This window comes from Deinococcus aquiradiocola (genome assembly GCF_014646915.1).
Lineage (GTDB): Bacteria > Deinococcota > Deinococci > Deinococcales > Deinococcaceae > Deinococcus > Deinococcus aquiradiocola.
In genome coordinates this window covers 356,913-380,085 of sequence record NZ_BMOE01000002.1, presented here as the reverse complement: position 1 = coordinate 380,085, position 23,173 = coordinate 356,913, and the positions used below count along the sequence as shown (strand labels likewise).

Genomic DNA, 23,173 nt, shown 5'->3' with positions numbered 1-23,173 from the left:
GAAACGGACTGGCCGCCGCCATCGGGTGGACGTCGCTGCATACGCCTAGACAGCAACCTGAAGTCCTTTGTGCGCCAGCCTTACGGCGGCCAGTCCGGTGGGGCCCGAACCGACCACGAGCGCGGCATATCCTGCCGCGCGCGGGTCGGCTCAAGCGGTTCGCGTGGCAGTCACTGACATGTCCGTCGCCTGACCCAGCGGCGGTTCCGCATACAGGTGCGTCAGCCCGCAGCGTGGGCAGGTGTACACCTTCAGGTCGCTCCCGGAAGCGCTGAAGAATCCGGCGTCGGCCTGCAGCTGGACCACCAGCCGCAGCTGCCGCAGTGTGGCGGGCAGCATGACGGTGTGGTCGTTCGGGCAGTGAATCATGAAGTCCTCCTCGGGCGCTGGCGGTCCGGCCGGTCGGGCCGGGTGGACGTGGAGTCGTTGGCCGACTCAGGGTGCGGGACGGCCTGCTGGACACCACTGTGCTCCAGGCCGAGTGAACAACCAGGGAAACGGTGCGGGACGAGGCGGCGGCCCCGTCCGGGTCTTCCGGTCCGGGGCCGCCGGTCAGCGTCTCTGTCAGCGGTCGAAGGCCTCGGAATCGAACGCCGGGGCCGAGGGCCGCGGCAGTGGCCCACCGACCTCGACCACCCAGGTCGTGCCGTTGAAGGCTGCCACGACGATCCGCTGCACGGTCGCGTCGGTGAAACTCGTCTGCACTCCGGTCCGGACGAGCTGTGCGGCCCTCGCCGTTGGGAGATGCTGCACCTCCATCGCGGCCCCAGTGCCGCTCCACGCGGCGATCGCGGCGGCGCATGTCCCGGTGATCACAGCGAGTCGCCCGGCCAGACGGCGCGGGTTCACGGATACCGCTCCCCTCCGGTCCGGGCAGGTGACCGGACCGGAGGGGAGGGAGGTCGGGGAGGGGGCGTGTCTGGGGGCCGGGTGCGGATGCGGTTCGTTCATTCGGTGCTCCTTCGCCGCGGGGGAACGGCACGGTCCTGGCCGCGTGGGCGTGCGTTGCGCTGGCCGTGCGCTTCCTGGGCACTTCAGGGTGAACGGTGCGCCGGGAACAGACGGGGAAACAGGGTCCGGCTCCACGTCCGGCCTGCCGGGCGCGCGGGCAAGGTGGGATGTGCCACGCGGGTCAACGGGTGGCCCGGGCGGCCGCCGGTAGGTGGCCCCGATTCCGTCCGCCTCCAGCGGGAAATTCAAAGTGTGACAGAAAAATGAATTTTTCACTGCTATTTTTAAAGACAGCCATGCAGCGACCCGGGCCAGGACACGAAGGGAAGACACGCCGACCCACCTTTCGGGACCTCCAGGTGCGGGCTGAAGGGACGACATGCTGACGAATACCGCCATCCCACGCCCGCTCCGCTCGGAAGTCCGCCGCACCTCTGTTCTGGAGCACCTCGCGGAACTCCGCGACTACCCGCTCGTGGCACTGCTCGCCCCGTCCGGGTACGGCAAGACGACCGTGCTGGCACAGTACGCCCGCGAGACGGACCGACCGGTGGCGTGGATCCGGCTCGACGAGGAGGCCACCGACGTCCATCACGTCACGACGCTCCTCGTCGGCGCCCTGTGCCGCGCCTCGGAAGCGCTCGACCACGTGCTGGGCGGCACGCACAGGCCGGAAGATCCCGCGCTCGACGCGCGCGTGCTGGCCGGGCACCTGAACGCGACGGAGGAACACGTGCTGATCGTGCTCGATCAGGCGGGCCGTCTCAGCGAGGACGGCGGGCGCTGGATCGTCCGCCTGATCGAGCATCTGCGCGAAGGACATCAGGTGTTCATCAGCGGTTACCCGTCCATGGCGATGCCGCTCGCACGACTGGTCGCCAGCGGTCAGGCCACGGTCGTCGCCCAGCAGCGCCTCGCGTTCACGGCCGATGAGGTGCAGGCTTTGACCGATGGTACGCCCGCCGAGGCCGCGGCCCTCGTCGAGACCTGCGGCGGCTGGCCGATCGCCGTGGCCCTGCAGCGCAGGGACCGGCCGTCCCTGCTGGGCCCCGCACAGCTGATCGCCGAGATCGTCGCGGATCTGCCGCCCGCGATCCGGGCCATCCTGCCGGACCTCGCACCATGTCACGTCTGGAGTGACGGGTTCATGCGCGCCAGCGGCATGGCCCTGCACGGCGACTGGCTGGAGCAACTTCAGCGCTGCGGGCTGCCGCTGACGCCGCTCGGGGAGGGCGTGTTCGTGCCGCACCGCCACCTGCTGCACTGGCTGCGCGCCCAACTGGAACAGGACCCGCAGCGTGCCCGGCACCGGTATCAGGCGGTCGCGGCCGCCTACCAGGCCACCGGCCAGCCGCTCCACGCCGTGAGGACGCTGGTAGATGCCGGCAACCTGGATGAAGCGGAATCGCTCGCCGGGACGTGGCTTGCCGGTCCGTGGGCACGTGCCGAGTACCGGTCGGTGCTCAGCGTCCTGCTCGCCTTCCCGGTCCTGCAGCCCCCACTGCGCAGTCAGTGCGCCTACGCCCTGATCGAGGTGGGACGCGCCGACGAGGCCCGGGCGATGCTCTTCAGCCTTCCGGACGAGGTCGGATTCCACCGCGAGTGCGGTCTGGCCCTGCTGTGCGGGCGGCTCGGCGAGTACGCCGCGTCGCTGGCACACCTGCACTCGGCCCGCACCTTCGTGCGTGGCGCCGAGGAGGAGGCGTACCTGGCCGGACTGCAGGTCTTCTCGCTCGTCTCCGTCGGTCGGCGCGCCGAAGCGGAACGGTTCTACGAGGCTCACCTGGCTTCCCTGCCGTCCAGCGACCCCTGGCAAGAAACGTACCGGCTGTACCTGAACCTGCTTGTCCTGCCACTCGAGGCTCGGGATGCCAGGACCGGCGTCACGGACCGGCTGACCGCGCTGCTGCAGCGGAACGGCCCGCAGGACGCCGTGCGTACGGTCATCCTGCCGGGCCTGCTGGACGCCTACGTGCTGACCGGACGAGCGCAGGTTCCGGCAGCGGGGCAGTGGCTGCAGCAGCCGGGTCTGGTGCAGGCCGAGGAATGGGGGGCGGCCGCGTCGGAACTGCTGCGTGCCCAGGGTGACGCGGCCCTGATCGCGGGCGATCTCAATGGAGCGGACAGGCTGTACGGTCAGGCACGGCAGGTGGCAAGCGAGACGCAGTTCGATCTCGGCTGGAACCAGACGACGGGAAGGCTGGCAGACCTGTGCTTCCTGAATGGTCGGCCGGACGAGGCAGCCGCGCACGTCCGGCAGATCACCCGGACCGGACACCCGGAAGACGAGACGCTGCTGCTCTACCTCCAGGGTGTGGAGGCCCTGTGGCACCGTGATCCCGACGGGGCCGCCCGTGCCCTCAGGGCAGCGGCAGAAACCGACATCGCCTCGGTGTACCGCTGGCGGGCCCTGCACCTGCTCCGCGCGGCCGGGGAGCATGGCGAAGTCCGGTGCCCGCCGCCGCCTGCGATCGCTTGGCTGGAGGCGCTGACGGCCACACAGCTCGCCGCCCTGGAACCCGCCGGGAACACGGCCGCACCTGCCCGGACGGCGGCGGCCACCGAGGTTCCGGTGAACGTGGTGACGTTCCGGCGCCTGGAGGTCCGCGTGAACGGCGTCGTCGTTCATTTCCCCTTCGCGAAGGCGGCCGAGCTGTGCGCGTACCTGATCGTGCACGGCCCCAGCAGGCGCGAGGAAATCGTGGATGCCCTCTGGAACGGCTCGTCGGATGCCCGGCACATGGACTACTTCCGGGTTGCCGTGCGCCGCCTGCGCCTCGCGCTCGCTGAGGCCGACCCGACCGTGACAAATCCCGTCACGTATCAGGGTGGCCATTACGCCCTGGCGGAAAGCTACGCCCTGCAGCGCGACTTCGACCGGGTAACCCGCGCGGCCGCTCAGCTGGACCTGTCTTCCCTCCAGGTGGCCTGGGCGGCGTACGAGGGTGATTTCCTGCCGACCCTCGACAGTCCCTGGGCGCACGACTGGCGTGCCGAGTACCGCGAGCAGCTCATCCGTGCCAGCCTGACCTTCGCCGCACGTACCGACCGTACGCTCGACGGGTCGGCCGCCGAAGCATTCCGGCAGGTTCTGCGGATCGATCGCCTGAACGAGGCCGCGTACCACGGCCTGATCCGGCATCACCTGAACGGCGGGGAGCGCGAAGTCGCGCAGCACCTCTTCCAGCGGTACGCGCGCCTGATTCAGGAGGAATACGGCGTCGCACCGGCTGCCGCCCTCCAGCAGCTCATGCACTGATCCGGTGTTGAGCTGAACCTGGAGTTCAGCCGAGCGAAGCGAGTGCAAGTACATACGGTTTGGAGGAGGTGGGAGCAGGCAAGCGTCCTGCAGGGCGCTGTCCTGCCCGAAAAGGGAGGCCGGTGCTGTTCGTGGCGTCCCTGAACCGTAAGGTTTCACGCTCTTTTTCCAGTGCGTTCTTCAAGGTGGTGTTCAGGCATCCGGGAGCAGCCGCACGGCCGCTCAAACTCCACTTCGGGTGCCAGGCAGCCGTGCGCTGCGTCTCAGGGGGAAGACATGAAGTACGGAACACTGCGCCGGACAGTACTGCTGGTCGCGTTGCTGGGGAGCGCCGGCGGGATGGTGTCCGCCCACCCGGACACGCAGGTGAACCCGGACCGGTGGATTCCCCTGCCCATTCCGCGACCGAACCCCACCCCCGACCCGGACGACTGCCACCAGCCGCCGCTGCCTGTCTTACCGCCCCTGCCGTCGAGCTGAGGTTCGCGGACCGTCCGGGCCGAACTCAGCGCGGTTCCGGCGTGAGGGGCGGTCGGGCGTAGCCCTGCGTCAGCCCGCACACGGGACACGTGAACAGCTGAAGTTCATGCCCGCCGCCCGTGAAGTACCCGGCCGTCTGCAACTGTAGGGTGAGTTTCACCTGACGCAACTTCGCGGGCAGCATCTCCGTCTGATCGTTGGGGCAGCGCGGCTGAACAGTCATGCGAACCTCCTGACACGCAGCGAAGTGCCGGGTCCCCGGACGCCTCCCGGTGCGGTCCCCGCCAATCTACACCCCCGTCCACCCGCCGCGCGCCTCACCTGAACACCGTGCGGCGTGACTGTCCCGACTGCTTTTCTATCCTCTCACCTTGCCGGTCTTCCGGCCATACAGGAGAACGCCATGCCGACCTCCACCCACCCTGACCACTCGCCGGAACCGGACCGTGAACGCTTCATGTCCTCCAGATGGCGAAGCGTCTTCATCATGCTGCTGCTCATGCTCAGTCTGGGGGCCGTCTTCGGCAACCAGCACTACAGGAACGTGTTTTTCATAGGAATGCTTCTCACCGTGGCGGTCATCGCCACGTTACGGAAGAAAGGAGCTGGAAGATGAACAAGAAGAACAAGGGTGGGGTCGCGTTTTTCCTGGCGGTCAGCATCGCCGCGGTCGGACTGGCCAACAACACGGGGGCGGTGGCCGTGAACAACACGGTCTCGACCACCTCCACGCCACTCGGCTCGGATCTCGCGGCCAGCTGGACCTGGCGTGACTTCGGCAACGCGGTGGGCGGGAACGCCCTGGGGGGCGCACTGGCCGGCGGCACCTACACCGCGCTGGTCGGCACGCCGGCCGCGACGGTCGGTGCGGCCGCGGGTGGTGTGGGTGGAGCCCTCTGGGGGGCCGCCACCTACGGCTGGAGTCAGGCGTTCGGCCGGTCCCCGGAGGCGCCGGAAGAGAGCTACTGAGCCTCACGGGAGCAGCTGACCTCTCGCGGGTCGGCCGCGCCCGTCCGCGCACCACCCGAAGTGCCTGAAGGCCGAGCCGGGCAGGAGGGCGTGTCCCCCCCGGGTGGACACGCCCTCCTGCCCGGCCGCCCCGTGAGGCGCGTGAGGAGGGCCGCGACGACCGATCACGGGTGAGGGACGGCGGGAGTGTTCCCTCCCCACCTGACTGCTCCCTCACCCTGCCGAGATCAAAGGAACCCGCAATGAAAGCGACACTGGTGCTGATCCTCAAAATCGCCGCGCTGACGGTGTTCGTCAATCACTTCGTGCAGACGGCGCTGTACGTGATGCCGAGCAACGTCCTGAAGGACGGGACGACGCTGGGGCAGGTGAACAGCGCATACATGCGCCCCTACTTCGATCAGGTCTGGACGCTGTTCGCGCCCACGCCCGTCGGGACGGACACCCTGCTGCTGGTGCAGTGCCTGCCTGCACAGGCGAAGCCCCGACCGGGCGAATGGGTGGACGTGCTCAGCCCGGTCTGGAAGGCCAACCAGCAGAACCGCCTCTCCGCGTACGACCGGTTCAGCCGGACCATCGAAAATCCCCTGCGGGACATCGTTCAGGTGCCGCTCTTCCTGGTGGGAATCACCAAGAAATGCACCGACGGTGACCAGGCCGCCTGCGCGCTCGCGAAGAAGAAACGCGACGAAGCGAAAACGAAGGCCCTCAAGGCCGTCCAGAACGCAGCCTCGGTGTACTGCATCAACCGCCAGCGTGAGGCCCACCTGCCGTTCGAGCAGGTCAGCCGGATCGCGCTGCGCATCCGGGTCGTCACGCCGCCCGCCTGGCGAGAACGGGCCACCGGCCACTCCACCGTCCAGGACTACGACCTGGGCATCCACGACACCGCCCGGGTCACGTCCCCGCTCATCTACCGAGGTGCCTGATGAATCCTGGTCCCCTCACCGCCCTGAAGGCGATCACGACGCCCACCGAACGCCTCAACCTGCGCGGCAGCCGGATCCTCCAGTTCTTCGCCGGGTTCTTCCTGCTGTACCGGACCTTCACCGAACTGCCGTTCGCAGAGTACTTCTGGGGCGCGCACGGCGCCGCTCACGGCAACCTCATGCCGTTCTTCGGCGCGGCAGCCACGTCCGTCGAGCGGCTCTTCGACCAGCCGGGCGGCATCTACGTGATCCTCGGGATGCACGTCCTCGCTGCCCTGGGCCTGATGCTCGGCCGGCTCGGTGGTCTCTGCGCCTTCGTGGCGGCCGGCACCTTCATGCTGCTCAACGCCCGGAATCCCACCATCGGGGACGGCGGGGACAACCTGCTGCAGATCCTGCTGTTCTACATGGTGTTCCTGAACACCAGCGTCCGCAGGACCACGCCGCTCAGGACGTTCTTTCACAACCTGGCGGTCTACGCCATCGTGCTGCAGGTCATCGTGGTGTACTTCACGGCCGGGACGAGCAAGCTGATGGGGGACGCCTGGATTCAGGGCAGCGCCATGTACACGATCGCCCAGCTGCAGTGGTTCTCCCTGCCGCTCTTCGCGGCGCTCTTCAGGAACGCGTACGTTTCCGCGCTGGCCTGCTACACCACGATCGGGTATCAGGTCGGGTTTCCGTTCATCATCTTCACCCGCTTCAAGCTTCCCGCCATCGCGCTCGGCATCGGCCTGCACCTGGGCATCCTCTTCATGATGGGGCTCGTCACCTTTTCGAGCATCATGATCGCCTGCGAACTCATCCTGATCTCAGACGCCGAGTACGCCCGGATCGGTCAGGCCCTCAGCACCGTGCGGGGGCGCGTGAACGGCAAGCTCTCCCGGCTCCTGCCGCTGCGGCCCGCCCGGTTCAGCAAGTGACGCCCGTCCTGTCCGTCCGCGGCCTGCAGTTCCAGTTCGGTGGGCATCCCGTCCTGACCGACTGCAGTTTCGAGGCGCGTGCCGGTCAGATGATCGGTCTGCTCGGCCGGAACGGCGCCGGAAAGACCACCCTGTTCCGCCTGATCGCCGGCCTGTACCCCTCCGACCCGGACCAGCTGCACATCGGTGGGCGATCCGCGGACCGCGCCCGGCAGGACTCGGTGGTGGCGTTCGTGCCGGACATGCCGCTGCTGTACCCCAGGCTGTCCCTGGAGGAGAACATGGCGGCCTTCGCGCTGCTGTGGGGCGTGCCTTCCCGGCAGGCCCGCGCCCGCGCCGAGGACCTGATGAAGCGCCTCGATCTCTGGGAGCACCGCCGGAAGTACGTGCAGGACCTCTCCAGAGGCATGAAGCAGAAGGCCAGCATCATCGCCGGGCTGCTGCCGACCCCGCAACTCCTGCTGCTGGACGAACCGACCAACGGCCTGGACTACACGTCCGTCCGCAGCCTCAAGCAGCTGCTCGACACGTACCGTCAGGAGGGAGGCTGCGTGCTGATGAGTTCGCATTCCCCCGACGTCCTGCACGACTACGTCACGGACCTGCTGCTGCTGACGGACGGCCGAATCTCCACGCCGCCGGACCCTGCAGTGTTCTTCGCCGATCACGGCTTCGAGCGGTTCTTCGCCGAACAGGAACGCCATGCCGGGCAGAAGCGCTGACGTGCTGCAGTTCATGGCGTGGGATGTCCGTCACACCCTCAGGGGCCTGATTCCCGACCGGACGCTGCGTCGCCTCGTCGCCGGAACAGTCGTACTGGGGAGCCTCTTCCTGGCCTTCGTGTTCTCGGTCGCGCTCCTGCACCGTGCACCCGCGCCGGGCGGAGCGGCCCTGGACACCGCCGGGGGGTTCCTGCTGACCGTGGCCTTCCTGGGCGGCATCCTGTCCCTGAAACTGATCGGTGACTTCCTCGACGTCAGCGAGGAGAAGTTCACCCTGCTGGCCCTGGCGCCCGTCCCGGCGAGCCTGAGCGTGCTGCTCGGCATCACCGGTGTGGTCTCCGTCGGATTCATTCCGCTGCTGCTCTTCGTCGTGCCGCTCGGAGCGGTCCTGCTGATCGTCCACCCCTCGCTCGGCCTGACGACCCTCCTCACCTGCGTGACCGTCTACGGCGTCGTCCTCAATGCCGTGATCCTGGCCGTGAACGTCCTCGTGACCGTGCTGAAACGGTCGAAGGCGCAGCGCGTCATCAACTTCAGCTCCCCGCTGCTCGGCCTGGCTGGCCTGGCGTTCGTCCGTGACCCTGCACTGCTCGACTGGACCGCCCGGCTCGACCCGTGGACGCTCCTCGCGGCCCTGCTGATCTCCACGGCCGTCCTGACCGGCCAGATGCGCGTCATGCGGCACCTGCTGCTCGTGCCGCAGGTGTCGGACGAACGCAGTCCCGTCTCGTGGACCGCGTTCCCGTGGTGGAAACTGGCGGCGCGCGAGGGTGGCCCGCTGCTGGTCGCCGGGAGCCTGCTGTTCACGGTGCTCGTCTCAGCCCGCCTGGGACTCACGACCCCGAACGCCCGGACCCTGATCGCCCTGTACGTCCTGAACATCCCGGTGTTCACGCTGGTCGGCCGCGCCCTGAAGGACGAACTGCAGCACCCGTCCCGCCTGAGTCTGTTCCCGGACCGGCAGGGCGTCCTGCGGCAGCTCGAGAAGGTCATGCTCCGGCCACTGCTGATCAGTCACCTGGCCCTCCTGCTGGCGACCGCGCTGAGCAGCCGTCACGTCCTCTGGGGCGCCGTCACCGGACTGCTGCTGCTCCCGCAACTGCTGCTCGCTCATCCCGCCCGCTACGCCCGCCTCGCCAGACCGCTGAGCCTGCTGAACCTGGTGGTCGGCACCCTCGCCTCGCAACTGCTGTGAGGGCGGCCCGCCCTTCGGTCCTGCAGACGCAACGTCTATCATGCCCGAGGGCGGCTTCAAACGGCCCCGCAAGGAGGAGCATGCCGACATTCACCGCGTCCCTGAAGCAGGAAGGCAAAACCGCGACCGGCATCGAGGTGCCGGAGGAGATCGTGACCGCCCTGGGCGGTGGCAGGAAACCGGCCGTGACAGTCACCCTGAACGCCTACGTGTACCGCACCTCCGTCGGCGTGATGGGCGGGCGCTGCATGATTCCCGTGAGCGCCGAACACCGGCGCAACGCCGGCCTGAGCGCGGGCGACACGGTGAACGTCACCGTGGAACTCGACACCGAACCGCGTGACGTCACCGTGCCGGACGACCTGCAGGCGGCACTGGACGCCCATCCAGCCGCCCTGAGCGCGTTCGGGAAGCTGTCCCGCAGCGGGAAGCGGCAGCATACGCTGTCCGTGGAAGGCACCGCCAACCCAGAGACGCGGGCGCGCCGCATCGAGAAGGCCATCCGGACCCTGTCGGGCGAACAGTGAACTGGACGCTGGAGGTCGTCGTGGTGCCCGTCACGGACATCGACCGAGCGAAGGCGTTCTACGAAGGCGGGCTGGGGTTTCACGTGGATCACGACCTGCAGATGGGAGGCGGGCGACGGCTGGTGCAGCTCACGCCGCCAGGTTCCGGCTGCTCCGTCGTGCTCGGCCCGCGCCCGAACGGAATGCCGCCCGGCGCGCTCCAGGGCGTGCAACTGGTGGTCCGTGACCTGCGCGCCGCACGTGCGGAACTGCAGGCCCGGGGCGTGCAGACCGGGGACATTCAGGTGCTGGGCGGCCCGCCGAGAATGGCCACCGACGACGACGACCTGAACCACGTCGGCTTCCTGTCGTTCTGGGACCCGGACGGGAACGGCTGGAGCGTCCAGCAGATCAGCAACAGGACGTGATCCGGCGTCGCTCGGATGCCGCGTTCCCCGAGGAGGGCCGCCGCCCTGTTTCACCGCCCCTCATGCCCGCCCATTCCTATCGCGAGCCCTCACAGTCCACCGCGCGCTTCGCCCCGTTTCGTTTATTTCGTTTGAAGCATCTGACGTGGCGTGTTCAACTCCTCCCGTGACCAGAACGGTGCGGGTTGCCTCAGCAGGGAACCCTGTGCGCGTTGACAGCCAAGATCGCGGACGGCGTTCAATCGTGTGACGGTTTCGATTCCCTCGACCACCAGGTCCAGCTGAAGGCTGGACGTCGTTCCGTCAGTTTGAGTTCCAACGCCGCAGGGTCCAGGGAAGCGCGCTCCACGGCTTGTTGGACCCTCGCAGCGAAGCCCGGCTGCGCCAGCTGCAGGGGCGAGACGTTGACGGCCACCCGCAGGTCCGGTATGCCGCCTGCCCGCCACAGGTCGATCCGGGCACAGGCGGTGTGGGATGGCCCAGTTGGCGAGCGCACGCAATCTCGAGACGCTGCTGGTCAACTATTTTGAGGAGACGGTCGTTTCCGCGTTCCAGCTGTCTCAGCCGTCTGGCTTTGGCGACGCCAGCGTCGCCGTAACGCTTCTTCCAGGTGGAGCAGGACGCGGTGCTGCATCCGAGGTCGCGGCAGAGCTCCTCCACGGTTTTTTCGCCCTTCTGAGCGTTCTGGAGGAGAGCAACGATCTGCTCTTCGGTAAAGGTTCCTGCGTTCAGAGGTCATCCTCGCTTTCCGGAGCGCACAAGGGCTTCCCTTGTGCGCCACCGGGGGAGATCCGAATGACGCTCATCAGCTTCGTCCGTTTTCAGGGGGGGACACCACCACTTCGAGTTTCTGGAGCGCCTGGATCCGGGCGCTCCTGCCTGGCCTGACTGGAGAGCATTGGCGCGATACGTTCGACAGAAGGTGCTGGCTGAAGCGCACCTCGCAGAACTCACTCTAGAGATGAATACGTTGAATGCCGTTCAGGACGCCCTTTTTCGCGTGAAACTTTGAACCGTAGGAGGTCAGAAATCCTACTTCACAACAGTGAACGCGGCGGTTGTCTGGGCATAAAGATTTCCAGGCAGTGCGTCGGCCGCCATCTTGAGACCCTCACTCAATGCATTGAACCCGGCGATGTTCATCTGAGCGAAGGTATCGCTGGTCGAAGGATACGTCCGCAGAGCGTCCAGATTGAGCGGCTGGACACTGGCGAATGCCACCAGCGTGGACGTGCCCGGAGGGCCCTCAACGAAGACAGAGAACCGAGCGTCTTTCGAAGGAAAGGCAATGGTCTGTCCGGCCTCGACCAGGAAAGGCTGCTCTGGCAGCGGTTTGGTCGCGGAACCCGTGCGATTGGGCAGCAGCTGCTGGATCTGACCCGCCGGATCCACCGAGTACAGGTAGAGATACGCGCTTGTCCTGTCCACGCTGGTGGTCAGGGCGAAGTTGTCGCCTGCTCTGAGCGTGCTTGCCGGGAGGGCCAGCGTCACGGTCGGCGGCGTCGATGGTTGAACAGCTGGTCGATCCGAGCCACAGGCCATCAGGACGAACGTCAACGGTGCACTGGCGAGCCATGATTTCATGCCTGAATTGTAGCGATGTCACCCGAAGGCTCCTGACAAGTTCTTCGATGTATGGGCGACTTGACTGGTGCAGCCGTTAGCAGTGGCCCTCCTATCACCGTCAGGAGGAGATTGAACAGCACCTGGACAATCTCCAGGTGCTGATTTCGTATGAACGATTTGAAGGCAAGGCCGTGGTGGACGGCATGTTTGCAGACTGCACCATAACAGTCGTACGACTGCAGGATATGGCAGCAGCCGCGGTCATCAGAGTCGCTGAATCTCGACTTCTGGCCTGCGCTGCGTGCCTTCCTGCTGATGCTGAGGCACGCCTCATATCGGGACGCTCGTTGCGAAGATGCACTTCATAACTCAAAAATAAAATGCGAGAGACGTAACACCGTTGATGGAGTCCTGTGTATTCGTAGATGCTGGCGTACCGAACAGGACGGCGCTCCGGTCCAGGTGATCGGCGTTGCGATGTGCCCGAAGGTCATGAACCCCCGGTCGTCCCGTACTGCTCGTCGGTCACGTGCTCCAGCCACTCCACCGCCCTGCCGTCCAGGGATTCCTGAATGGCGATGTGCGTCATGGCCGTGGTCGGCGCGGCGCCGTGCCAGTGCTTCTCCCCGGGCGCGAACCACACGACGTCACCGGGTCTGATCTCCTCAACAGGACCATCTTCGCGCTGCACCCGGCCCGCACCGGACAGCACGATCAGGGTCTGACCCAGCGGGTGGGTGTGCCAGGCGGTGCGCGCGCCCGGCTCGAAGGTGACGGTGTTTCCGGCCGCGCGGGCAGGCTCAGGGCCAGAAAAGAGCGGGTCGATACGGACGGTTCCAGTGAACCAGTCGGCGGGTCCCCGCTGTGAGGATTGGCTGCCTGCGCGTTTGATGTCCATGAGGTTCTCCTTCGTGTGGTTCTGCCGAAACGGTGTTCAGGTGGTCACCTGCCGTCCTTTCCGGGTGCTGTTTCCGTCCTGGCCGAGGCGCTCACCTTACCTCCAGGGCAGGTGATCTGTCTTCCGGCGGTTCACCTGAAGATCTGAAGGTTTGCCCTGATCCGACCGTTCCTGGCAGACGCGTGGGTGGTGTGGAGCCGTCCCTGTCGTTCCCGGCTGCACGGGTTTCGGGGCGAGAACTCAGTGTGTGGCCGGTGTTCGGCCCTGCACCTGGACCCGCTGGCAGAGGGGAACCGCGCGCTGAACGAGCGGCACGCCAGCCCTCCAACTGCTCCGCTGCGGCCTGCGGTCTCACGGCCGTCCGGCCGAACCATAAGTGGAGGCCACCCCTTCGGCTCATCAGCGCTCACGGTGTTTTGTGTACTTTCAAATCAACTGGCCGAAATTCGTTCGACTCTGTGCGGTTCACTTGAGGGGAAGGGGAAGCCGATGACCACGAGTCAGACCCAGGATGCCGCGGGACGCCTTTCCGCCGTGACCGGCGCCCGGCGCCGGATTGGAACAGCTGCCGGGCGCGCAGTCGCACCTGAAAGCGTCAGCGCGGCCTCACACCGGACCGACCCTGGCATCCCCGAGCAGGCGTGGATGGTCGTGACACGGCCTGGCCGGGTCTGTGCGGCTCAGCGTGACGCGTCCTCGTCCGGACCGTGCCGGTCGTCGCTGGCGATCAGGGGGTCTTCCGCCATGCCGGAGCTCAGGTCCAGGTCTCCGGCACGGTCTACCCGCTCGCCGTCATGCTGGCCGTCATGGCCTGTCCCACGGGGGGCGAGTGTCTCTCTGCGCGTTTCTGACCTTCAAGGAGGAGCTGTATGAATCCAAAAGAACCCGATCAGTATTCACAGGCCGGACTCCCGACGTGGGAGCAGCCGGTGCGTCCGGAACCGGCGTCCGTGACCGGAACACCGGCCCCTTCTGGTCCTGTCGACCCTTCGCGCCGCACCTTCGTGGCCGGGAGCGCGGCGCTGGGCGCGGCCACGCTCCTCACCCGCCCGGCTGCCGCTCAGGCGAGCGACGAGACGGCGCCCGCCCTCGTCGCGGTCACCCTCAGGGTGAACGGCGTGGCCCGCTCCCTGCAGCTCGACCCGCGCACCAGTCTGCTCGACACCCTGCGTGAGCATCTCGGTCTGACCGGCACGAAGAAGACCTGCAATCAGGGCGCCTGCGGGGCCTGCACCGTGCACGTCGATGGAGTGCGCATCAACAGCTGTCTGACGCTGGCGGTGATGCATGACGGTCAGGCCGTCACCACGGTGGAGGGCCTGTCGCAGGGAGACGCGCTGCACCCGATGCAGGCGGCCTTCATCGCGCACGACGGGTTCCAGTGCGGTTACTGCACGTCCGGGCAGATCATGTCGGGCGTGGCGTGCATCCGTGAAGGCCACGCCGGATCGGAGGCGGAGATCAGGGAATGGATGAGCGGCAACCTCTGCCGCTGCGGCTGCTACAACGGCATCCTGGCCGCCGTCAAAGACGTGAAGGAGAACCATGCGGGCGTTTGAGTTCAGCCGGACGAAGACGGCCGGTGACGCGGTGATGATGGCGACGGCGCAGCCGGAAGCGAAGTTCATCGCGGGCGGCACCAACCTGGTCGACCTGATGCGCATCAACGTCGAGGCGCCGGCACAGGTGATCGACATCAATGCCCTTCCGCTGAAGGGTGTCTCGGCGCTCCCGGGCGGCGGCATCCGGATCGGTGCGCTGGCCCGCATGAGCGAGGTGGCGCAGCATCCGCTGGTGCTGAGCGGCTTTCCGGCCCTGTCGCAGGCGCTGCTCCTGAGTGCTTCGCCGCAGCTGCGGAACAAGGCCAGCGTCGGCGGTAACCTGCTGCAGCGCACCCGCTGCCCGTACTTCCGCGATGTGGCGCTGCCCTGCAACAAACGCGAGCCGGGATCAGGCTGCTCGGCCATCGGCGGTGAGAACCGCATGCAGGCCGTGCTCGGAACCAGTGACGCCTGCATCGCCACCTATGCCGGTGACATGGCGGTGGCGATGTCGGCGCTCGACGCGGTGGTCCGGATTCGTGGACCGAAAGGGGACCGTACGGTGAACCTCGTGGAGTTCCACCTGACGCCCGGAACCACACCGGACGTCGAGACCGTCCTGCAGCACGGCGAGCTGATCCTGGCCGTCGATCTGCCGGCCGCGCCTCACGCCGTGAGCTCGCTGTACCTGAAGGTCCGTGACCGGGCGTCCTACGAGTTCGCACTCACCTCGGCCGCTGTCGGCATGAACGTTCAGGCGGGGCGGGTCGTCTCGGCGCGCGTCGCCCTGGGCGGCATCGGGACCAGGCCCTGGCGTTCTCCCGAAGCCGAGGCTGCGCTCGTCGGGCAGCCGGTCTCCGAGGCGACCTTCGCGGCCGCTGCGAGGGCCGCGCTGACCGGCGCGAGACCCCAGAGTCAGAATGCCTTCAAGATCCCGCTGGCGCAGCGGACCCTCGTCAAGGCGCTGCGGCAGCTTGCCGGGGTGACGGCGTGACCGGGCCTTCTTCCGGCCCGGCCGTCGGTCGTCCCATCGCCCGGATCGAGGGGCGCGCCAAGGTCACGGGGCGCGCGCGGTTCGCGGCCGAGTATCCGATTCGCGGAGTGGTGCATGCCGTTCCGGTTCTCAGCACGGTGTCCAGCGGGCGGATCGGGACCATCGATACGGCCGAGGCTGAAGCGATGCCGGGCGTCCTGAAGGTCCTGACGCACCTCAACGCGCCGAAACTGCCGTACCTTCAGCGCAAAGACAAGCCGGCCACCGATCCCAGCGTGGGCGAACCGTTCCGGCCGCTCCGCAGCGACGTGATCCGTTTCGACCGCCAGTACGTGGCCCTGGTGGTGGCGACCACGCTGGAACAGGCGGAAGCGGCGGCCGCGAAGGTCCAGGTGACCTATCTGGGAACGGGCGGCGTCTCGACCTTCGACAGTGCGCTGCCCGGGGCGCACCAGCCGACCGAGGGGAAAACGTCCGCTCCGTACCGGCGTGGGCGTCCGGAGGCCGCCTTCGAGGCCGCCGCCGTCAGGATCGACCAGCGGTTCATCATGCCCGCCGAGCACCACAATCCGCTCGAACCGCACGCCACCATCGCCGTCTGGAACGGCAACAAACTCACGCTCTACGACAAGAGTCAGTGGGTGCAGAACGTGCAGCGGCACGCGGCGCTGGCGTTCGGCGTCCCGTACGCCAACGTGCGGGTGCTCTCCCCGTTCATGGGCGGCGGGTTCGGCTCGGCCCTGCGCGCCTGGCCGCACATCGACCTGGTCGCGATGGCCGCGAAGGTGGTCGGCAGGCCCGTCAAGCTGTCGCTGAGCCGGGAAGCGATGTACGGCACGGTCGGCTTCCGCCCGGAAACCCGGATGCGCGTGCGGCTCGGCGCTGACCGCAGCGGCAGGATCAACGCCCTGATGCACGAGGCCTGGGCGCAGACCTCCACCTACGAGGAGTTCACCGAGAACACCCTCGGCGCCACCCGCCTGATGTACGACGTGCCTAACCTGTCCACCACCTACCGGATGGTGCCGATGAACATCTCGACGCCCACCTACATGCGCGGACCTGGCGAGGTGACCGGCATGTTCGCCCTGGAAAGCGCGCTGGATGAACTCGCCGTGGCGCTCGACATCGACCCGGTCGAGCTGCGCCTGAAGAACGAGCCGCCGGTGGATCCCGAGAGCGGGCTGCCGTGGTCGGTCCGGTCGTACACGCAGGCCCTGCGCCTGGGCGCCGAGCGCTTCGGCTGGTCCAGGCGCACCCCGGCGGCCCGGTCCATGACGGACGGAGGCCTGCTGATCGGCATGGGCATGGCCGGGGCGACCTACCCCGGCAACCGGAACCCGGCGAGCGCCCGCGTCGTCATGAACATCGACGGGACCGTGACCGTGCAGAGCGCCGGCACCGACATCGGCCCCGGCACGTACACCAGCATGGCGCAGGTGGCGGCCGACGCGGTGGGCGTGGACGTCGGGCAGGTCAAGGTCGAGCTGGCCGACTCGCAGCTGCCGTACTCGTTCGCTCAGGGCGGCTCGGCGTTGTTCGCCAGCCTGAGTCCCGCCGTTCGTGAGGCCGGGAGACAGGTGAGCCGTCAGCTCGCCGAGCTGGCCGTGGCCGACCGGAACTCACCGCTGTACGGGACGCCGCTGGCCGCGCTGACCGTCCGGTCCGGCCGGGTGTTCGTGACGAGCGACACTGCCCGCTCCGACACCTTCGCGGCGCTGCTGAGGCGCGCCCAGCGGACCCTCGACGCCCGGGTGACAAGCTCGCCGGCCGCCGGACCGCCCACCCACTCCATCCACTCTTTCGGCGCTCACTTCGTCGAGCTGAGCGTCGATCCGGACGTCTTCGAGATCCGCGTCCGGCGGATGGTCTCCGCCTACGGCGTGGGCCGCGTGGTGAACCCGCGCACCGCGCACAGTCAGGCGGTCGGCGGCATGATCGGCGGGGTGGGCATGGCGCTGCTGGAGCACACCGACCGCGACCTCAGGCTGGGACGGCACATGAACGCGAACCTGTCCGAGTATCTGATTGCGGTGCATGCGGACATCCCGGTGCTGGAGCCTTTCTACCTGGAGGAGGTCGACCCGCACATCGGGCCACTCGGGGCCAAGGGCCTGGGTGAACTGCCGATCGTGGGCGTGGCCGCCGCCATCTCGAACGCGGTGTATCACGCGACCGGAACGCGAATCCGTGAGCTTCCCATCACCCTCGACAAGCTGCTGCAGGCACAGGCCTGATCCCAGATTGCACGGAGAACCGGGACCGGCCGTCCAGTCGGGCCAGTGGTGCCTGCGGCATGGGCGGCGGCCGGATGTCCGGCCAGACAGGGATGGGCCGCGTTATCCAGGGTTTGGATAGCGGCCGGCCGTGTCAGGTTCGCCGAAGTCTTCCAACCCTGGACAGATCCGGGCCAGCAGATGAGACGGTTTTGAGCTGAACTTGTAGAGTTCAGCCGAGCGAAGCGAGCACCAAAAAGTACGGTTTGGAGGAGATGGAAGGGATGTCGGTGCTGTTTCCGGCATCCCTGGAATCGGATCAAAACCGTATGAAACAGTCACCGGCCGCCGTGCAGGAAGCGCGGCGGCCGGTCGGTGCCGGTGGTGAATGGCGTTCAGCTGTCCTGTGGGAGCAGGCTCAGCAGTTCCTGAATGAGCGCGTCGGCCCGCTTCGCGTCCTGTCCCTTGAGGCGTCCGAGGTCCGGGAGGGCCCGGCGCAGGCGGTCGACCGGCACGGTCTGCTGGCGTGCCGGCAGGGGCTTCAGGAGGTCCTGGACGCGGGCGGCGACAGCGTCGGCGGTCAGTTCGCCGCGGATCGCCTGCTGCAGCAGTTTGGCGCGTTCGGGACGGGTGCCGAGGCGGGTGAGGGGCTGCACGGTGCTCAGCGTGACCTCGCGGGCGTTCAGGGCGCGGTGCTCGTCCGGCGTGAGCTTCAGCACGAGCGCCCGGCGTTGTGCCCAGGTGCTCACGGTCTCGCCGAAGGTGACCTGCAGGTAACGGGCGACGCCGTGCTCGTCGTCCGCGCCGTTCTTGAGGCGGTTGAGCAGGGCGGGCACGGCGTTCATGTCGCTGCCGGTCAGGCGGGCGATGTCGCGCATGCCGAGCAGCGCCTCCTGCGCGTAGGGGAGGGCGCGGCGCTGACCGTTCTCGGTGAGGGCCGCGAGGCGCGCCTGCTCGTCCGTGAGTTCCCGGACGAGGACCGGGACCGTCTGCAGGCCCGCGAGTCCGGCGGCGCGGTAGCGGCGTTCCCCGGCGATGAGTTCGTACGTGCCGCGCGCGGCGGGCCGCACGAGGATCGGCTGCAGGATGCCCTGCTCGGCGATGCTGGCCGTCAGGTCCGCGAGCGCGTCGTCACTGAAGGGGTCCGCTTCACCCGGCAGCGGAAGGCGCGGGTTGAAGTCCGGCAGGATCCGGATGCTGCTGCGTTCGACCTCGGTCGGCTGTTCGTCGAGCATCCCCATCAGCATGGCGGGGTTGGTGTGGGCGCGGCCGGTCATCCCTGCCCCCCGGCGGGCGCGCTGGACGGGACGGGCGCGCCACTGCCGATCGCCTGCAGCAGGGCGTCCACCATCTGGCGCAGGTCCCCGGCGAGCGGGCTTTTCGGTGCGAAGCGCGTCACGCCGAGGCGGGCGTCTTCGGCCTCGCCGCCGACGGTGCTTTCGCGCACGGCGGGGGAGAGCGGCGCGATCTGCGAGTAGCTGGTCAGGCGCTCCATGACGCGGCGGCTGAGGTTGGTGCTGCGCACGCGGTTCGGCACGAAGAGGCGGATGCCGACGCGCGAGTTGAATTTTTTGGCGGTGCGCAGCAGGCGCGCGAGCTCGTCGAGGTTCTCCATGCCCTTGTCGGCCGACACCGGCACGATCACGTGCTCGGCGGCGGCGGTGACGGCGGTCAGGAGGGGGGAGACGCCGGGTTTGGAGTCGAGCAGGATGAAATCGTAGCGGTCTTCGAGCGTCAGGAGGGCGTCGTGCAGGTTCCCGATGCGCGACAGGTCGGCGCTGATCTTGCTGTCCGCTTCGAGCAGGTGCCGGTTGGCGGGCCACACGTCGAGGTTCCCGGTCCGGACCGGGTCGGGCAGCTGGATGTCGCCGTCGTCCTGCTCGAAGGCGCGCAGGATGGTGTGGTCGGCGCGAAGGGCGGCACTGTTGGGGTCGTCGTGCAGGCCGAGGCGTTTGGTGAGGGAGGCCTGCGGGTCACCGTCGATCACCGCGACCCGGTAGCCCATGTCCGCCAGGGCGAAGGCGGTGTGGAAGGTGAAGAAGCTCTTGCCTTCCCCTCCGCTGATGTTGGTGAAGATGATCCGCTGTGCCATGTGTTCCTCCCGGTGTCCGAGCGCGTGGTAGTCCCCGATGGGGACGAGCGCCGCGATGGGCGCGCCGTGGCGTTCCACGACGATGCGCTGCCCGCGTTCGACCTTCTGCAGGGTGTCCGCCAGCTGGGCGCGCAGTGCGCCCACCTGAATGTGGTTCTTGCCGGCGGTCATGCCTCCACTGTACGAGACACCTGTACCGAAATGCAAGAATTTATGTACATAAATTGTCGTGCCCGGGTCGGCCCGGGGGTGAGGCCGGGTTCAGCGGTTCGGGCGGGCGGCGCGGACGGGACGCCGACTGAGGTTGTGCGCGGCGGCATGCTGCATCAGGGCCATGAAGGCGTCGGCGTCCGGCAGCTGTCCGTCCTGCAGGGCGCCCTGCGGCAGGTCGATCGCGCGGCGCACGCGGCCTTCGAGGCTGGCGTTGAAGAGCCCGGTGGGGTCGGGCAGTGAGGCGCCGTGCGCGAAGGTGAGCTTGACGGCGCTGCGGTACGTCTCGCCGGTGCACAGCACGCCGCTCTGCGACCAGACGGGCACGCCCCACTTCCACTCCTCCTGCACGTCCGGCAGGGCGCGGCGGATCAGGGCGCGGACGGCAGCGAGCGTCTCGCCGCGCCAGTCGCCCAGGTCCGCGATCCGGGCGTCGATGCGTTCGGAGGCGGTGACAGGCTGATTCTCCTCTGGGTGGAGGATCTGGCTGTCCTGGCCGGGCAGGTCGTTGCGGGTCATGCGGTCACTGTACCGGTGGGCCGGTCACTGTGTGAGCTGTTGCTGAATGAAATAATTGCGGGGCGGTACTATTGCGCTGTGAAAGAACCTCCGCAGGATCCACTCCACCCCGACACCTCACCGCCCAGCAACCCCGTCATCTCCGAACTGATGACCGCCTGGTGGGACCTCACCCAGGCCATGAAACTCCACGTCGCGCCCATGCTCGCCCGCGAACACGACCTGGAATTCAAGGACTTCGTCGGCCTGAGCGCCATCGAGGCCGGCGCGAACTACCCCAGCCTCATCGCCGCCCGGACCGCCCTCACCCCCAGCGCCGTCTCCCGCCTCGTCGACGACCTCGCCCGAGCCCAGCTGATCGAACGCCGCCTCGACGAGCAGGACTCACGCCGCGTCCAGCTGAACCTCACCCCGCGCGGCGAGGCCGTCCTCACCGCCGCGCGCAGCACCATGCACCAGCTGCTCCAGCAGGGCCTCACCTCCCTCGACAGCGCGCAGGTGCACCTCTTCGCCCGCACCCTGCAGCACCTTGCCGTCACCGTGCGCCAGCCGCCCACCCCACCCGCCACGCCCGAGGAGACCCCATGACCACCCAGACGCCCACCCCGGCGACGCCCACCGCACCCGGCACCACCGCGCAGGCCGCCCCGCACGCCGGGCCGCAGTTCACGCGGCAGGAGAAGCTCTTCACCATGATCGGCACGCTGCTCGGCCTGCTGCTCGCCGCGCTCGACCAGACCATCGTCTCCACCGCCGGACCGCAGATCCAGAAGGACCTGCAGATCGACCCGAGCCTCTACACCTGGATCACCACCAGCTACCTCGTCGCGTCCACCGTCATGGTCCCCATCTACGGGAAGCTCTCGGACCTGTTCGGCCGCAAGGTCATCCTGATCTTCGGCGTGGTCGTGTTCCTGCTCGGGTCGCTGCTGTGCGGCTTCTCCGGCGAGCCGTTCATGGGCAACCTCCTCGGCGGCGGCACCGGCCAGCTCATCGCGTTCCGGGCCGTGCAGGGCTTCGGCAGCGCCGCCCTCTTCACGACGGCCTTCGCCGTCATCTCCGACCTGTACCCGCCCAGCGAACGCGGGCGGTACACCGGCCTCTTCGGCGCGGTGTTCGGCATCTCCAGCGTCCTCGGGCCGCTCATCGGCGGGTACTTCACCGACCACCTCACGTGGCACTGGGTCTTCTACGTCAACCTCCCGGTCGGCGCCGTCGCGCTCGCCTTCATCATCACGCGCATGCCCGCCCTGAAGCACCTGTACGGCCAGGCGGAAGCGCGCCCGCGCCTCGACCTGCTCGGCGCGTTCTGGCTGATCGTGGCCGTCGTGCCGCTCCTGCTGGCCCTCAGCCTCGGCAAGTCCTTCCTGACGCCCGGCGAGACCGGCTTCCTCTGGGGCTCCTGGCAGATCCTCGGCATGTTCGCGCTCGCCGTGCTCGGCGCCTGCGCCTTCCTGCTCACCGAGCGGCGCGCGCACGACCCGCTCATGAGCCTCGCCCTCTTCCAGAACCGCGTCTTCTCCGTCGGCTCCGCCGCGACCTTCCTGCTCGGCATGGCGTTCCTCGGCCCGATCATCTTCCTGCCGCTCTTCATGGTGAACGTCGTGGGCCTCAACGCCACGAACTCCGGCCTGACCCTCACGCCGCTCGTGCTGGGCCTCGTCGCCGGGAACGTCCTCAGCGGCCAGCTCGTCACCCGCATCGGCCGGTACAAGGGCATCATGCTCGCCAGCCTGGTGCTGCTCATGGCGGCCTTCCTGATCATGGGCCTCACCCTGAAGGTCGACGCCTCACAGGCGTCCGTCACCTGGAAGATGATCCTGATCGGCCTGGGCCTCGGCCCGTCCATCCCGCTGTACACGCTCGCCATCCAGAACGCCGCCGACCCGCGCCTCACCGGACAGGTCACGTCCGCCGTCACCTTCTTCCGCAACCTCGGCCAGGTGGTCGGCGTCGCGGTCCTCGGCACCATCTTCGCCAACACCCTCAGCACCCAGGTGAACGTCGCCCGCAGCGACGCCAGCGCCTCCCTGCCCGCCCAGATGCGCGCCCAGTTCACCGCGCTCGGCAGCAGCAGCAGCGCCAGCGAAGGCAGCAGCACCAGCAACTTCAGCGTCAGCACCCTCAAGAACAGCGTGAACCGCACCCTCGACGCGCAGGAAGCCACGATCACCCGCGCCCTGCAGGACAACGATCCCGCCAGCGTCCAGGCCCTCCTGAAGGACCCCCGGACCCCGCAGCAGCTGCGCACCGTCCTCGCCGCCGGAGGCATCGACCGGCAGGTGAACGCCGGATTCCAGCAGGTGCTCGCACAGGTGACGACTGCCGTCAGAAGCGGCCAGCCCGCCGCCATGACGGCCCTCGCCGCAACCTCCGCCCTGCCCGCCCCGCTCCGCACGCAGCTCGCCAGCATCCCCCCGCAGGCCATCACGACCACGCAGGGACAGGACGCCGTCCTCACCCGCGTCCGCACGGCCCTCGCCGCCGCAGAACGCCAGGCGAGCACGCAGGCCCGCACGCAGGCCGTCCGCAGCGCCACCAGCGCCATCGAAACGAACCGGCCCGCCGTGCTGCACGCCATCGACGTGTTCGGCGCGGGCTTCAAGGCCGCCCTCACCGACGCGATCACACAGGTGTTCCGCTACGGCCTGATCGCCGTGATCCTCGGCTTCCTCGCCACCATCTTCCTGCCGCAGCTGCCGCTCCGCAGACGCGCCGGCGCCGCCCCCGCCCTGGAATGACCCACGTCTGTGGGCGGTAGACGGGCACAACCGC

Annotated in this window: 24 protein-coding genes; 15 read left to right on the top strand and 9 right to left on the bottom strand. The window is 68.1% G+C overall.

Annotation, left to right across the window (positions count from 1 at the left end):
- Nucleotides 1–150: 150 nt before the first annotated feature.
- Together IEY33_RS05545 and IEY33_RS05540 are read right to left on the bottom strand one after the other, a co-directional pair.
- The gene (locus IEY33_RS05545; RefSeq protein ID WP_188961259.1) at nt 151–369 is read right to left on the bottom strand and encodes a hypothetical protein; all 219 of its coding nucleotides are present in this window, start codon (nt 367–369) and stop codon (nt 151–153) included.
- A 195-nt stretch (nt 370–564) separates the two neighbouring features.
- A complete protein-coding gene (locus IEY33_RS05540; RefSeq protein ID WP_188961258.1) occupies nt 565–951 on the bottom strand; it encodes a hypothetical protein in 387 nt (128 codons plus the stop codon).
- Between the two features lie 379 nt (nt 952–1,330).
- On the opposite strand from IEY33_RS05540, the gene IEY33_RS05535 reads away from it, so the two are divergent.
- Nucleotides 1,331–4,210, top strand: a complete 2,880-nt coding sequence (locus IEY33_RS05535; RefSeq protein WP_188961257.1) for an AfsR/SARP family transcriptional regulator — start codon at nt 1,331–1,333, stop codon at nt 4,208–4,210.
- A gap of 276 nt (nt 4,211–4,486) precedes the next feature.
- A complete protein-coding gene (locus IEY33_RS05530; RefSeq protein ID WP_188961256.1) occupies nt 4,487–4,690 on the top strand; it encodes a hypothetical protein in 204 nt (67 codons plus the stop codon).
- 25 nt (nt 4,691–4,715) lie between these two features.
- Here the strand turns inward: IEY33_RS05530 and IEY33_RS05525 are convergent, their stop codons facing one another.
- A complete protein-coding gene (locus tag IEY33_RS05525) occupies nt 4,716–4,913 on the bottom strand; it encodes a hypothetical protein (protein ID WP_188961255.1) in 198 nt (65 codons plus the stop codon).
- A gap of 180 nt (nt 4,914–5,093) precedes the next feature.
- Here IEY33_RS05525 and IEY33_RS05520 point away from each other — a divergent pair, with 180 nt between their 5' ends.
- From IEY33_RS05520 to IEY33_RS05485, 8 genes are all read left to right on the top strand, one after another.
- Nucleotides 5,094–5,306: a hypothetical protein gene (locus tag IEY33_RS05520; protein WP_188961254.1), complete on the top strand. Its 213-nt coding sequence runs from the start codon at nt 5,094–5,096 to the stop codon at nt 5,304–5,306.
- On the top strand, nt 5,303–5,659 hold the full coding sequence (locus IEY33_RS05515) for a hypothetical protein (RefSeq protein WP_188961253.1): 357 nt from the start codon (nt 5,303–5,305) through the stop codon (nt 5,657–5,659). Before IEY33_RS05520 ends, IEY33_RS05515 begins: the two co-directional genes overlap by 4 nt.
- Nucleotides 5,660–5,901: 242 nt before the next feature.
- The gene (locus IEY33_RS05510) at nt 5,902–6,588 is read left to right on the top strand and encodes a DUF5819 family protein (RefSeq protein WP_188961252.1); all 687 of its coding nucleotides are present in this window, start codon (nt 5,902–5,904) and stop codon (nt 6,586–6,588) included.
- Nucleotides 6,588–7,511 carry an HTTM domain-containing protein gene (locus tag IEY33_RS05505; protein ID WP_188961251.1) on the top strand — a complete coding sequence of 308 codons (924 nt, stop codon included), beginning with the start codon at nt 6,588–6,590 and terminating at the stop codon, nt 7,509–7,511. The genes IEY33_RS05510 and IEY33_RS05505 overlap by 1 nt, the downstream gene beginning before the upstream one ends.
- Nucleotides 7,508–8,233 carry an ABC transporter ATP-binding protein gene (locus tag IEY33_RS05500; protein ID WP_188961250.1) on the top strand — a complete coding sequence of 242 codons (726 nt, stop codon included), beginning with the start codon at nt 7,508–7,510 and terminating at the stop codon, nt 8,231–8,233. Before IEY33_RS05505 ends, IEY33_RS05500 begins: the two co-directional genes overlap by 4 nt.
- A complete protein-coding gene (locus IEY33_RS05495; RefSeq protein WP_188961249.1) occupies nt 8,214–9,428 on the top strand; it encodes a hypothetical protein in 1,215 nt (404 codons plus the stop codon). The genes IEY33_RS05500 and IEY33_RS05495 overlap by 20 nt, the downstream gene beginning before the upstream one ends.
- A gap of 80 nt (nt 9,429–9,508) precedes the next feature.
- A complete protein-coding gene (locus IEY33_RS05490) occupies nt 9,509–9,955 on the top strand; it encodes a YdeI/OmpD-associated family protein (protein WP_188961248.1) in 447 nt (148 codons plus the stop codon).
- Nucleotides 9,952–10,362 (top strand): VOC family protein, encoded by a 411-nt coding sequence (locus IEY33_RS05485; RefSeq protein ID WP_188961247.1) that lies wholly within the window; start codon nt 9,952–9,954, stop codon nt 10,360–10,362. The genes IEY33_RS05490 and IEY33_RS05485 overlap by 4 nt, the downstream gene beginning before the upstream one ends.
- A 303-nt stretch (nt 10,363–10,665) precedes the next feature.
- On the opposite strand, the gene IEY33_RS19555 is transcribed toward IEY33_RS05485, so the two are convergent.
- The 3 genes from IEY33_RS19555 to IEY33_RS05465 all read right to left on the bottom strand — a co-directional run bounded on the left by IEY33_RS19555 (nt 10,666) and on the right by IEY33_RS05465 (nt 12,826).
- Nucleotides 10,666–11,094, bottom strand: a complete 429-nt coding sequence (locus IEY33_RS19555; protein WP_373287992.1) for a transposase — start codon at nt 11,092–11,094, stop codon at nt 10,666–10,668.
- 300 nt (nt 11,095–11,394) lie between these two features.
- Nucleotides 11,395–11,946, bottom strand: a complete 552-nt coding sequence (locus tag IEY33_RS05470) for a DUF4384 domain-containing protein (RefSeq protein ID WP_188961245.1) — start codon at nt 11,944–11,946, stop codon at nt 11,395–11,397.
- 472 nt (nt 11,947–12,418) lie between these two features.
- Nucleotides 12,419–12,826, bottom strand: coding sequence for a (R)-mandelonitrile lyase (locus tag IEY33_RS05465; RefSeq protein WP_188961244.1), 408 nt, complete (start codon nt 12,824–12,826; stop codon nt 12,419–12,421).
- Between the two features lie 869 nt (nt 12,827–13,695).
- Here IEY33_RS05465 and IEY33_RS05460 point away from each other — a divergent pair.
- From IEY33_RS05460 to IEY33_RS05450, 3 genes are read left to right on the top strand one after another with little or no spacing between them, the layout of a single operon-like run.
- On the top strand, nt 13,696–14,385 hold the full coding sequence (locus tag IEY33_RS05460; protein ID WP_188961243.1) for a (2Fe-2S)-binding protein: 690 nt from the start codon (nt 13,696–13,698) through the stop codon (nt 14,383–14,385).
- Nucleotides 14,372–15,361, top strand: coding sequence for an FAD binding domain-containing protein (locus IEY33_RS05455; RefSeq protein ID WP_188961242.1), 990 nt, complete (start codon nt 14,372–14,374; stop codon nt 15,359–15,361). The genes IEY33_RS05460 and IEY33_RS05455 overlap by 14 nt, the downstream gene beginning before the upstream one ends.
- On the top strand, nt 15,358–17,598 hold the full coding sequence (locus IEY33_RS05450) for a xanthine dehydrogenase family protein molybdopterin-binding subunit (RefSeq protein ID WP_188961241.1): 2,241 nt from the start codon (nt 15,358–15,360) through the stop codon (nt 17,596–17,598). The genes IEY33_RS05455 and IEY33_RS05450 overlap by 4 nt, the downstream gene beginning before the upstream one ends.
- Before the next feature lie 374 nt (nt 17,599–17,972).
- On the opposite strand, the gene IEY33_RS05445 is transcribed toward IEY33_RS05450, so the two are convergent.
- The 3 genes from IEY33_RS05445 to IEY33_RS05435 form a co-directional block, all read right to left on the bottom strand.
- Nucleotides 17,973–18,854 carry a ParB/RepB/Spo0J family partition protein gene (locus IEY33_RS05445; protein ID WP_188961240.1) on the bottom strand — a complete coding sequence of 294 codons (882 nt, stop codon included), beginning with the start codon at nt 18,852–18,854 and terminating at the stop codon, nt 17,973–17,975.
- Nucleotides 18,851–19,840, bottom strand: coding sequence for a type II toxin-antitoxin system prevent-host-death family antitoxin (locus IEY33_RS05440; RefSeq protein WP_188961239.1), 990 nt, complete (start codon nt 19,838–19,840; stop codon nt 18,851–18,853). Before IEY33_RS05440 ends, IEY33_RS05445 begins: the two co-directional genes overlap by 4 nt.
- Nucleotides 19,841–19,930: 90 nt before the next feature.
- Nucleotides 19,931–20,398 (bottom strand): DUF1801 domain-containing protein, encoded by a 468-nt coding sequence (locus IEY33_RS05435; RefSeq protein WP_188961238.1) that lies wholly within the window; start codon nt 20,396–20,398, stop codon nt 19,931–19,933.
- A 78-nt stretch (nt 20,399–20,476) separates the two neighbouring features.
- Between IEY33_RS05435 and IEY33_RS05430 the strand changes: the two genes are divergently transcribed.
- Both IEY33_RS05430 and IEY33_RS05425 read left to right on the top strand, forming a co-directional pair.
- Complete coding sequence (locus IEY33_RS05430) at nt 20,477–20,986, top strand: MarR family winged helix-turn-helix transcriptional regulator (RefSeq protein ID WP_188961237.1); 510 nt, start codon at nt 20,477–20,479, stop codon at nt 20,984–20,986.
- Nucleotides 20,983–23,139 (top strand): MDR family MFS transporter, encoded by a 2,157-nt coding sequence (locus tag IEY33_RS05425; RefSeq protein WP_188961236.1) that lies wholly within the window; start codon nt 20,983–20,985, stop codon nt 23,137–23,139. The genes IEY33_RS05430 and IEY33_RS05425 overlap by 4 nt, the downstream gene beginning before the upstream one ends.
- Nucleotides 23,140–23,173: the final 34 nt, after the last annotated feature.